The sequence below is a fragment of the Burkholderia sp. Ed8 genome (assembly GCF_040761425.1).
GTDB classification, from domain to species: domain Bacteria; phylum Pseudomonadota; class Gammaproteobacteria; order Burkholderiales; family Burkholderiaceae; genus Burkholderia; species Burkholderia seminalis.
The window spans coordinates 1,686,258-1,698,078 of the sequence record NZ_CP142886.1 but is presented as its reverse complement, the minus strand read 5'-3'; the positions used below and the strand labels follow the sequence as shown (position 1 = coordinate 1,698,078).

4 protein-coding genes, 2 tRNA genes and 3 rRNA genes are annotated in these 11,821 nt (G+C 59.0%); 1 reads left to right on the top strand and 8 read right to left on the bottom strand.

The window, feature by feature from the left end; genetic code table 11:
* Nucleotides 1-193 precede the first annotated feature (193 nt).
* Complete coding sequence (coq7, locus tag VXM69_RS21835; protein ID WP_034186346.1) at nucleotides 194-817, bottom strand: 2-polyprenyl-3-methyl-6-methoxy-1,4-benzoquinone monooxygenase; 624 nt, start codon at nucleotides 815-817, stop codon at nucleotides 194-196.
* Nucleotides 818-1,096: 279 nt separating this feature from the next.
* On the opposite strand from coq7, the gene VXM69_RS21830 reads away from it, so the two are divergent.
* On the top strand, nucleotides 1,097-2,248 hold the full coding sequence (locus VXM69_RS21830) for a porin (RefSeq protein ID WP_034186345.1): 1,152 nt from the start codon (nucleotides 1,097-1,099) through the stop codon (nucleotides 2,246-2,248).
* Nucleotides 2,249-2,523: 275 nt separating this feature from the next.
* Here VXM69_RS21830 and VXM69_RS21825 read toward each other — a convergent pair whose 3' ends face one another.
* The 7 genes from VXM69_RS21825 to VXM69_RS21795 form a co-directional block, all read right to left on the bottom strand.
* The gene (locus VXM69_RS21825) at nucleotides 2,524-4,197 is read right to left on the bottom strand and encodes a long-chain fatty acid--CoA ligase (RefSeq protein ID WP_034186344.1); all 1,674 of its coding nucleotides are present in this window, start codon (nucleotides 4,195-4,197) and stop codon (nucleotides 2,524-2,526) included.
* A 136-nt stretch (nucleotides 4,198-4,333) separates the two neighbouring features.
* Complete coding sequence (locus tag VXM69_RS21820) at nucleotides 4,334-6,409, bottom strand: molybdopterin oxidoreductase family protein (protein WP_226251542.1); 2,076 nt, start codon at nucleotides 6,407-6,409, stop codon at nucleotides 4,334-4,336.
* A 180-nt stretch (nucleotides 6,410-6,589) separates the two neighbouring features.
* Nucleotides 6,590-6,702, bottom strand: a 5S ribosomal RNA gene (rrf, locus tag VXM69_RS21815).
* Nucleotides 6,703-6,857: 155 nt separating this feature from the next.
* Nucleotides 6,858-9,739, bottom strand: a 23S ribosomal RNA gene (locus tag VXM69_RS21810).
* Between the two features lie 281 nt (nucleotides 9,740-10,020).
* Nucleotides 10,021-10,096 (bottom strand) — tRNA-Ala (locus VXM69_RS21805).
* Between the two features lie 37 nt (nucleotides 10,097-10,133).
* A tRNA-Ile gene (locus VXM69_RS21800) sits at nucleotides 10,134-10,210 on the bottom strand.
* A gap of 63 nt (nucleotides 10,211-10,273) precedes the next feature.
* Nucleotides 10,274-11,806 (bottom strand): 16S ribosomal RNA (locus VXM69_RS21795).
* The 16S, 23S and 5S rRNA genes sit together here with 2 tRNA genes alongside, the layout of an rRNA operon.
* Nucleotides 11,807-11,821: the final 15 nt, after the last annotated feature.

Here is an 11,821-nt window from a genome sequence, read left to right as displayed (position 1 = left end):
TGCTCATGCGGCCCCTCATACCAAAAACCGTTATAAATGAATGAGCTAGTGCAACTTGTGAAGGTGATACGTGAGAAAGACGGGCCAGACAGGCGTGCGGACGGGGCTTTCGGGGGCGGGAAAACGAGGAGTCGGCGGGCGGTATCGGGGGCGGTGAACCAGGGCGGCGTCACGCGTCGCCCCGGCGCAATTCTCAGAGATAGTACGCAGTGCTCGTCATGACTTTCGACGCGGCGCGCATCAGCATCCGCGCGGGCAGCGGCAACTCGATCCCGCCTGCGTCGGTCGCGGCCTTGCCGTGCTTCACCTCGTCGATCCGCATCTGGTCGACGATCGCGCGCGACGCCGCGTCGGTCGCCGGCAGCTCGGACATATGGCCTTCGAGATGATTCTCGACCTGCCGCTCCGTCTCGGCCATGAAGCCGAGGCTGACCTTGTCGCCGAGCGTGCCGGCCGCGACGCCGATCGCAAGCGCGCCGGCATACCACAGCGGATTCAGCAGGCTCGGGCGCGAGTCGAGTTCCTTCAGGCGGTGCGCGGTCCACGCGAGGTGATCCTCTTCCTCGCGCGCGGCCTCCTCGAACATCGCCTTCGCCGACGCCGTGCGCGCGGTGAGCTTCTGCGCCTGGTAGAGCGCCTGCGCGCAGACCTCGCCGACGTGGTTCACGCGCATCAGCCCAGCGGCATGCGTCCGTTCGGCCGGCGTCAGCTCGACGTCGGGCGCCTCGGCCGGCGTGGGCACTGGGCGGCTCATCCGGCTAATGCCGGTCAGCGATCGCAAGCCGCGATCGAATTCGCTGATCAGTTCATCCAACACGTTCCTGTTCTCCTGGCTGCAGGTGCCGCCGCGAGCGGCAAGGGCACGAGTCCGCTGCGTAACCGACTTGATTATTCAGCGGAAATTGCGGTTAACCCGTGATTTTAACCATTGTTGCATAAAGGAAACATGGCGGCCTTGCGCCACGGCATTTCGCTTTGTGGCAAAAAACGGTTTTGCTACATTACGTCCGACTTCTTGCGAAGTTGATGGGGCCCGTCAACAGAACATAACTATCTGCCCCGCCAAAAAAATTCAGTGATTCTTGGAGATCCGTTAATGAAAAAGTCGCTTCTCGCGCTCGTCGCGCTGGGCGCGTTCGCTGGCGCTGCCCAAGCGCAAAGCAGCGTGACGCTTTACGGCATCATCGATGAAGGCCTGCTCTTCAACAACAATGCAGGCGGCAAGCACCTGTACAGCATGGCCAGCGGCGTGATGCAAGGCAGCCGCTTCGGCCTGCGCGGCACCGAAGACCTCGGTGGCGGCCTGAAGGCAATCTTCACCCTCGAAAACGGTTTCGACGTGAACAGCGGCAAGCTCGGTCAGGGCGGCCTGATGTTCGGTCGTCAGGCCTACGTCGGCCTGTCGAGCCAGTACGGCACGGTCACGCTGGGTCGTCAGTACGACTCCGTCGTCGACTTCGTCGGCCCGCTCGAGGCAGGCGACCAGTGGGGCGGCTACATCGCCGCTCACCCGGGCGACCTGGACAACTTCAACAACGCCTATCGCGTGAACAACGCGGTCAAGTTCACGAGCCAGAGCTACGGCGGCATCACGTTCGGCGGCCTGTACAGCTTCGGCGGCCAGGCAGGCCAGTTCTCGAAGAACCAGGTCTGGTCGCTCGGCGCAGGCTACAACAACGGCCCGCTGGTCCTCGGCGTCGGTTACTTGAACGCACGTACGCCGAACCAGTTCGGCGGCATGTTCAACAACGGTTCCGCATCGTCGTCGGTTTCGTCGCCGATCTACGGCGCGTACGCGAACAACGCGAACACGTACCAGGTCATCGGTGCAGGCGGCGCCTACACGTTCGGCGCGGCAACGATCGGCGCGACGTACTCGAACACGAAGTTCAAGGGCTTCTCGGCAGGCCCGTTCGTGAACCAGACCGCGACGTTCAACAACGGCGAAATCAACTTCAAGTATCAGCTGACCCCGGCGCTGATTCTCGGCGCGGCGTACGACTACACGCAAGGCAGCAAGATCGACGGCAACTCGGCAGCCAAGTACCACCAAGGCTCGCTGGGCGTCGACTACTTCCTGTCGAAGCGCACGGACGTCTACGCAATCGGCGTGTACCAACACGCTTCGGGCAACGTGCTCGACGCGAACGGCAACGTCCTGAAGGCAACCGCGGCGATCAACGGTCTCGCAGGTTCGAGCTCCGCCAACCAGGTCGCAGCGCGCGTCGGTATCCGTCACAAGTTCTAATCAGCTTGCCTGACAAGCCGCAGCATATTGAAGGCGCCTTCGGGCGCCTTTTTCTTTTCCCCGGCGGCGACCATGCTGGACCGGCGCGCCAGAAATCCGCCGGCCAATCACGGTGAAAGCGCCACCGGCGCGCCATGTGCGCCGGTCGTGTCGGCACAATCGACGATGCGATGGGCCGCCGGCCCGCCGCGGAAAGCGGCTGGTTCCGATCCGCTTCATCCGCAAACAAAAAAGCCCGGCGTCTGCCGGGCTTTTTCGCTCAACCTCGCCGCGACTTACGCGCGTCCGTCGCGCAACTCGCGCCGCAAGATCTTGCCGACGTTCGTTTTCGGCAGCTCCGTACGGAATTCGACCAGCTTCGGCCGCTTGTAGCCGGTGAGCCGCTCCTTGCAGTAGGCCAGGATGTCCTTGTCGGTGAGCGCCGGATCCTTCTTCACGACGAACAGCTTCACGGCCTCGCCGGAATGCTCGTCGGGCACGCCGACCGCCGCCACCTCGAACACGCCCGGATGCGACGCCACCACGTCCTCGACTTCGTTCGGATACACGTTGAAGCCGGACACGAGGATCATGTCCTTCTTCCGGTCGACGATCTTCACGTAACCGCGCGCGTCCATCACGCCGACGTCGCCCGTCTTGAAGAACCCGTCCGGGAACATGACCTTCGCGGTCTCGTCGGGCCGGTTCCAGTAGCCCGCCATCACCTGCGGCCCGCGGATGCAGATCTCGCCGGGTTCGCCGAGCGCCACGTCATTGCCGGCATCGTCGCGGATCGCCACCTCGGTCGACGGCAGCGGCAAACCGATCGTCCCGCTGTATTCGGTCGCCGTCACGGGATTGCAGGTCGCCACCGGCGACGTTTCGGACAGCCCGTATCCTTCGATGATCGCGGTATGGGTCTTTTCATACCAGCGCTTCGCGACCCCTTCCTGGATCGCCATGCCGCCGCCGTTGGCGATCACGAGCTTCGACAGGTCGAGCTGACTGAATTCGGGATGGTTCAGCAGCGCGTTGTACAGCGTGTTGACCGCCGGAATCGTCGAGATCTGATAGCCCTTCAGCTCCTTGATCATGCCGGCGATGTCGCGCGGGTTCGGGATCAGGACTCCCATGCCGCCCGTGCGCATCGTCAGGAAACCGCAGACGGTCAGTGCGAACACGTGATACAGCGGCAGCGCGACGACCGTCACGAACTGTTTCACCTCCGGGTATTTCTCGTGTGCCGGATGGTGCCAGGCGCCGGCCTGCAGCACGTTCGACACGATGTTCCGGTGCAACAGCGTCGCGCCCTTCGCGACGCCGGTCGTCCCACCCGTGTATTGCAGGAACGCGACGTCGTCGGGGCCGATCTTCTGCGGCTTGAACGCCTGCCGCGCGCCTTCCGACAGCGCGGCCTTGAAGCGCGTGAACGACGGCAGCTGCCATGCAGGCACCATCTTCTTCACGTTGCGCACCACGTAATTGACGAGCCACCCCTTGATGCCCAGCAGGTCGCCCATCGATGCGACGACCACATGCTTGACGGCCGTATTGGCGATGACGGACTGCAGCGTCGACGCGAAATTCTCGAGGATGACGATCGCTTCCGCGCCGCTGTCCTTCAACTGGTGCTCGAGCTCGCGCGGCGTATAAAGCGGGTTGACGTTGACGACGGTGTAACCGGCCCGCAGTACCGCGGCGATCGTCACCGGATACTGGAGCACGTTCGGCATCATGATCGCGACACGCGCGCCGCGTGCGAGGCCACGGGATTGCAGCCACGCGCCGAACTGCCGCGACAGCTTGTCGAGCTCACCGTACGTGATGCCCTTGCCCATGCAGACGAACGCCGTGCGATCGCGATACTGCCGGAAGCTTTCGTCGAGCAGGTCCGGGACAGAAGGATAGGGAGACGCGTCAATTTCGGCTGGAACGCCGGGTGGGTACGATTTCAGCCAAATTTTGTCCATGCCGCGCGTCTCCTCACAGATTTTCGAATGGTCGTGCTAAAACGCATCGTAACGGCTCCCCCGCCCCGAGACAACAGGGTTAGATGTCCACTTCGAACTTCCGAGGATATTCGTCCGACCATAACGCGATATTCGATCAAATTCGTTCAACTTCCACAAGACAATCGTAAAACGTCGCCGAATTGCCGAGATCGGTCAGCGCCTGGCTTGTCACCTCGTTCGCGTTCCTGCCGTCGGGCGACAGTTTCTTCCACCAGATCGACAGTCCGACGACGAGCCCCGCCCGTGCGCGATCGGTAACCCGTGCGAGCGCCTGCATCGAACCGCGATCGTTGAAGATGCGGACGACGTCGCCCTCCGCGATGCCGCGCGCCTCGGCGTCGGACGGGTGCATGTCGAGGTGCGGCTCGCCTTCCGTCGTACGCAGGCTGTCGACGTTCACGAACGTGCTGTTCAGGAAGTGGCGGGCCGGCGGCGAGATCATCGCGAGCGGATAACGCGCGGCGAGCTCGGGCGCGGCCTCGGCCGATTCGAAAGGCGGCAGGTAGTCCGGGACGGGGTCCATGCCCATCTGCTCGAGCCGCGGGCTGTAGAACTCGCACTTGCCTGACGGGGTGCGGAAACCGCCGTTCGCGAACGGCGCCTCCGGCAGCTTGAGCTTCAGCCAGCCTTCCCGCTTCAACGTTTCCCAGTCGCTGTCGAGTGCCGGGTCGTCCCAGCGGAGCGCCGCACGCGCGACCTCTTCGTCGGTGTGATACAGCGCCGGCTCGTCGAGCCTCATGCTGCGCGCGATGCCACGGAAGATCTCCGTGTTCGGCCGCGCCTCGCCCACCGGCGGAATCGACGGCAGGTTCGCCATCACGTAGGTGTGGCCATACGATTTGTGAATATCGAGATGCTCAAGCTGCGTGGTCGCCGGCAACACAATGTCGGCGAAATCGACGGTATCTGTCTTGAAATGCTCGAGAACGACCGTAAACAGATCGTCACGCGCGAACCCAGCGGCGACCTTCGACGAGTCCGGCGCGACCGCCACCGGATTCGAGTTGTACACGATCACGGCTTCGACTTTCGGCCCGAATGTCGCATCGCCGGGGTGCAGCAGCGCGTCGCCGATCGCATTCATGTTGATGATGCGCGGCAGCTTGTGCGGCCAACCCGGCATCAGATCCGGGCGCAGCAGCGCCGCCTGGTTGACCGGTGCGGATTCCGACGACGACAGCAACAGCCCGCCCGCGCGGTCGCGCCACGCTCCCGTCAGCGCCGGCAGGCTGGCAATCGCGCGCACGGCATTGCCGCCGCCGCGAACGCGCTGCATGCCGTAGTTGAGGCGGATCGATGCCTTTCGCGTGGCGCCGTAGCGACGCGCAAGATCGATCAGCTCCGACGCATCGACGCCGCAGATCTGCGCGACCCGCTCCGGCGGATAGGACATGGCGCGCGCCTTGAGCGCGTCAAAACCAAGCGTATGGTCAGCGATGTAGTCGTGATCGAGCAGATTTTCGGTGATCAACACATGCATCATGCCGAGCGCAAATGCACCATCGGTACCCGGTTTCAGCGCAATGTGCTGATGGCACTTCTCCGCGGTCAGCGAGCGATAGGGATCGATCGCGACAAGACGCGCACCGCGGCGCTTCGCTTCCTGCGCGCGGGTCCAGAAGTGCAGGCTCGACGCGATCGGATTCGCGCCCCATATCAGAATCAGTTCGCTTTCCTCGAAGTGCTCGAGGTGCATGCCGAGACTGCCGCCATACGTATATCGCAGCCCCGCCGCGCCTGCTGCCGCACAGATCGTGCGCTCGAGCCGCGATGCGCCGAGCGTGTGGAAGAACCGTTGGGCGATGCCCTCGCCCTGCACGAGCCCCATCGTTCCGGCGTAGCTGTACGGCACGATCGCTTCCGGCGCGCGCGCGGCGATTTCACCCAGGCGACGGCCGATCTCGTCGAACGCCTCGCTCCAGCTGATCGGCTCGAAGCGCCCTTCGCCCTTCGGGCCGACGCGTTTGAGCGGAACCGTGAGGCGATCGGGATGATGGACGCGGTCGGCGTAACGGCTGACCTTCGTGCACAACACACCTTGCGTCGGCGGATGATCGGGATCGCCCGTTACCTTGATCGCCTTCCCGTTCTCGACGGTCACGCGCATTGCGCACGTGTCCGGACAATCGTGCGGGCAAACGGCCCGGGCTACCTGGGTGGCGGCGTTCATCGTCTTGAATGCGGAGGTGGGGATTCGCGAATTTTACGTGGACACGCCGGATAACGCGCTCATTTCGTTCAGAGCTCGGGTTATCTGAACGAAGACCGACTGACATTGTCGCGCACGTGCATTTTCGTCGCCGAAATGCAAAAACCCCCGCCTTTCGGGCGGGGGTTCTTGGCTTAGGGAGCCTGACGATTACCTACTTTCACACGGGAATCCGCACTATCATCGGCGTAGAGTCGTTTCACGGTCCTGTTCGGGATGGGAAGGGGTGGGACCGACTCGCTATGGTCATCAGGCAAAGAGGGTTGTTGCGTTGCTTCGCAGCGCAACCAATCTTGGAAGAAGCAGTAATTTTGAGTTGTGTGTATCACACACGAGAATCCAACTTGTCGCTTTGGATCTTGCAGCCAGTGCTTTCACACGGCGCCGATCCATAAGGCAGACTTGTTATAGGATCAAGCCTTACGGGCAATTAGTATCAGTTAGCTGAACGCATTACTGCGCTTACACACCTGACCTATCAACGTCCTGGTCTCGAACGACCCTTCAAGGGGATCTAGTCCCCAGGGATATCTCATCTTAAGGCGAGTTTCCCGCTTAGATGCTTTCAGCGGTTATCTCTTCCGAACATAGCTACCCGGCGATGCCACTGGCGTGACAACCGGTACACCAGAGGTTCGTCCACTCCGGTCCTCTCGTACTAGGAGCAGCCCCCTTCAAATATCCAACGCCCACGGCAGATAGGGACCAAACTGTCTCACGACGTTTTAAACCCAGCTCACGTACCTCTTTAAATGGCGAACAGCCATACCCTTGGGACCGGCTACAGCCCCAGGATGAGATGAGCCGACATCGAGGTGCCAAACACCGCCGTCGATATGAACTCTTGGGCGGTATCAGCCTGTTATCCCCAGAGTACCTTTTATCCGTTGAGCGATGGCCCTTCCATACAGAACCACCGGATCACTATGACCTGCTTTCGCACCTGCTCGACTTGTCGGTCTCGCAGTTAAGCACGCTTATGCCATTGCACTATCAGCACGATTTCCGACCGTACCTAGCGTACCTTCGTACTCCTCCGTTACGCTTTGGGAGGAGACCGCCCCAGTCAAACTGCCTACCATGCACTGTCCCCGACCCGGATCACGGGCCAAGGTTAGAACCTCAAACAAACCAGGGTGGTATTTCAAGGACGGCTCCACCGAAACTAGCGTTCCGGTTTCATAGCCTCCCACCTATCCTACACAGATCGGTTCAAAGTCCAATGCAAAGCTACAGTAAAGGTTCATGGGGTCTTTCCGTCTAGCCGCGGGTAGATTGCATCATCACAAACACTTCAACTTCGCTGAGTCTCGGGAGGAGACAGTGTGGCCATCGTTACGCCATTCGTGCAGGTCGGAACTTACCCGACAAGGAATTTCGCTACCTTAGGACCGTTATAGTTACGGCCGCCGTTTACCGGGACTTCAATCAAGAGCTTGCACCCCATCATTTAATCTTCCGGCACCGGGCAGGCGTCACACCCTATACGTCCACTTTCGTGTTTGCAGAGTGCTGTGTTTTTATTAAACAGTCGCAGCCACCAGTTTATTGCAACCCCTTCACCCTCCTGGCGCAGGCCAGTCAAGCTACAAGGGCGTACCTTATCCCGAAGTTACGGTACCAATTTGCCGAGTTCCTTCTCCCGAGTTCTCTCAAGCGCCTTAGAATACTCATCTCGCCCACCTGTGTCGGTTTGCGGTACGGTCATCGTTAGACTGAAGCTTAGAGGCTTTTCTTGGAACCACTTCCAATTGCTTCGCTCCCTAAGGAGCTCGCGCCACACCCTTGAATTGCGCACCCGGATTTGCCTAAGTGCCTTCTCCAATGCAGCGACCGGGACTTCCAACACCCGGACAACCTTCCGCGATCCGTCCCCCCATCGCATCTAACAATGGTGCAGGAATATTGACCTGCTTCCCATCAGCTACGCATTTCTGCCTCGCCTTAGGGGCCGACTCACCCTACGCCGATGAACGTTGCGTAGGAAACCTTGGGCTTACGGCGAGGGGGCCTTTCACCCCCTTTATCGCTACTCATGTCAGCATTCGCACTTCCGATACCTCCAGCACGCTTTTCAACGCACCTTCGCAGGCTTACGGAACGCTCTCCTACCATGCGAGCAAAGCTCGCATCCGCAGCTTCGGTATATAGCTTAGCCCCGTTACATCTTCCGCGCAGGACGACTCGATCAGTGAGCTATTACGCTTTCTTTAAAGGGTGGCTGCTTCTAAGCCAACCTCCTGACTGTTTTAGCCTTCCCACTTCGTTTCCCACTTAGCTATATTTGGGGACCTTAGCTGGCGGTCTGGGTTGTTTCCCTCTTGACACCGGACGTTAGCACCCGATGTCTGTCTCCCGTGATTGCACTCTTCGGTATTCGGAGTTTGCTATGGCGGGGTAATCTGCAATAGACCCCCCAACCATGACAGTGCTCTACCCCCGAAGGTGAGACACGAGGCACTACCTAAATAGTTTTCGGAGAGAACCAGCTATTTCCAGGTTTGTTTAGCCTTTCACCCCTATCCACAGCTCATCCCCTAACTTTTCAACGTTAGTGGGTTCGGACCTCCAGTACGTGTTACCGCACCTTCATCCTGGCCATGGATAGATCACCTGGTTTCGGGTCTACGCCCAGCAACTGAACGCCCTATTCGGACTCGCTTTCGCTACGCCTGCCCTATACGGTTAAGCTTGCTACTGAACGTAAGTCGCTGACCCATTATACAAAAGGTACGCCGTCACCCCTTACGAGGCTCCGACTGTTTGTATGCATGCGGTTTCAGGATCTATTTCACTCCCCTCCCGGGGTTCTTTTCGCCTTTCCCTCACGGTACTGGTTCACTATCGGTCGATCACGAGTATTTAGCCTTGGAGGATGGTCCCCCCATCTTCAGACAGGATTTCACGTGTCCCGCCCTACTTGTCGCACACCTAGTTCTTTCATACTGTTTTCGCCTACGGGGCTATCACCCGCTATGGCCGCACTTTCCAGAGCGTTCGGCTAACAATACAAATAAAGAGTGCAAGGCTCATCCCATTTCGCTCGCCACTACTTTGGGAATCTCGGTTGATTTCTTTTCCTGCGGTTACTTAGATGTTTCAGTTCACCGCGTTCGCTTCACTGGACCTATGTATTCAGTCCAGGATGACCCAAAAGGGCCGGGTTTCCCCATTCGGACATCTACGGATCAAAGCTCGTTTGCCAGCTCCCCGTAGCTTTTCGCAGGCTACCGCGTCCTTCATCGCCTGTGATCGCCAAGGCATCCACCACATGCACTTGTTCGCTTGACCCTATAACGAGTCTGTCTCATCGACAGTCGCTACAGGTTGAGTTCTCGCGTTGTGCCGTATTCCAATTGAGTCAAACATAGAGTTCGAATCATCTTGAGATACATCGATACAATCACAACCCGGATAGTTTCCACGTCCATCTCGAGACGCTTCCGCTATCCAAATTACTTACTTCTTCCAGATTGTTAAAGAACGACAGCCGATATCTGTTGATATCCTCTGACTGGCTCAATCGCCAATGACAAAGATTCGACGCAAGTCGAACGCTTGTCATTGAAGATTGGTGGAGGCAGACGGGATCGAACCGACGACCCCCTGCTTGCAAAGCAGGTGCTCTCCCAGCTGAGCTATGCCCCCATGAGTACAGATGCCTCAGGTACCTACCGCCAGACAATGGTGGGTCTGGTTGGATTCGAACCAACGACCCCCGCCTTATCAAGACGGTGCTCTAACCGACTGAGCTACAGACCCCTGAGTCTGTCTTTAAATTTACAGCCGATAAGCGTGAGCGCTCAACTTTGCGAGAAGCTCTGGAAAGGAGGTGATCCAGCCGCACCTTCCGATACGGCTACCTTGTTACGACTTCACCCCAGTCATGAATCCTACCGTGGTGACCGTCCTCCTTGCGGTTAGACTAGCCACTTCTGGTAAAACCCACTCCCATGGTGTGACGGGCGGTGTGTACAAGACCCGGGAACGTATTCACCGCGGCATGCTGATCCGCGATTACTAGCGATTCCAGCTTCATGCACTCGAGTTGCAGAGTGCAATCCGGACTACGATCGGTTTTCTGGGATTAGCTCCCCCTCGCGGGTTGGCAACCCTCTGTTCCGACCATTGTATGACGTGTGAAGCCCTACCCATAAGGGCCATGAGGACTTGACGTCATCCCCACCTTCCTCCGGTTTGTCACCGGCAGTCTCCTTAGAGTGCTCTTGCGTAGCAACTAAGGACAAGGGTTGCGCTCGTTGCGGGACTTAACCCAACATCTCACGACACGAGCTGACGACAGCCATGCAGCACCTGTGCGCCGGTTCTCTTTCGAGCACTCCCACCTCTCAGCAGGATTCCGACCATGTCAAGGGTAGGTAAGGTTTTTCGCGTTGCATCGAATTAATCCACATCATCCACCGCTTGTGCGGGTCCCCGTCAATTCCTTTGAGTTTTAATCTTGCGACCGTACTCCCCAGGCGGTCAACTTCACGCGTTAGCTACGTTACTAAGGAAATGAATCCCCAACAACTAGTTGACATCGTTTAGGGCGTGGACTACCAGGGTATCTAATCCTGTTTGCTCCCCACGCTTTCGTGCATGAGCGTCAGTATTGGCCCAGGGGGCTGCCTTCGCCATCGGTATTCCTCCACATCTCTACGCATTTCACTGCTACACGTGGAATTCTACCCCCCTCTGCCATACTCTAGCCTGCCAGTCACCAATGCAGTTCCCAGGTTGAGCCCGGGGATTTCACATCGGTCTTAGCAAACCGCCTGCGCACGCTTTACGCCCAGTAATTCCGATTAACGCTTGCACCCTACGTATTACCGCGGCTGCTGGCACGTAGTTAGCCGGTGCTTATTCTTCCGGTACCGTCATCCCCCGACTGTATTAGAGCCAAGGATTTCTTTCCGGACAAAAGTGCTTTACAACCCGAAGGCCTTCTTCACACACGCGGCATTGCTGGATCAGGCTTTCGCCCATTGTCCAAAATTCCCCACTGCTGCCTCCCGTAGGAGTCTGGGCCGTGTCTCAGTCCCAGTGTGGCTGGTCGTCCTCTCAGACCAGCTACTGATCGTCGCCTTGGTAGGCCTTTACCCCACCAACTAGCTAATCAGCCATCGGCCAACCCTATAGCGCGAGGCCCGAAGGTCCCCCGCTTTCATCCAAAGATCGTATGCGGTATTAATCCGGCTTTCGCCGGGCTATCCCCCACTACAGGACATGTTCCGATGTATTACTCACCCGTTCGCCACTCGCCACCAGGTGCAAGCACCCGTGCTGCCGTTCGACTTGCATGTGTAAGGCATGCCGCCAGCGTTCAATCTGAGCCAGGATCAAACTCTTCAGTTCAAACCTGTTACTGTT

Coding starts and splice junctions, on each gene's coding strand:
- VXM69_RS21825 (WP_034186344.1), bottom strand. CDS start 4,197: ATGGACAAAATTTGGCTGAAATCGTACCCACCCGGCGTTCCAGCCGAA.
- VXM69_RS21820 (WP_226251542.1), bottom strand. CDS start 6,409: ATGAACGCCGCCACCCAGGTAGCCCGGGCCGTTTGCCCGCACGATTGT.
- VXM69_RS21830 (WP_034186345.1), top strand. CDS start 1,097: ATGAAAAAGTCGCTTCTCGCGCTCGTCGCGCTGGGCGCGTTCGCTGGC.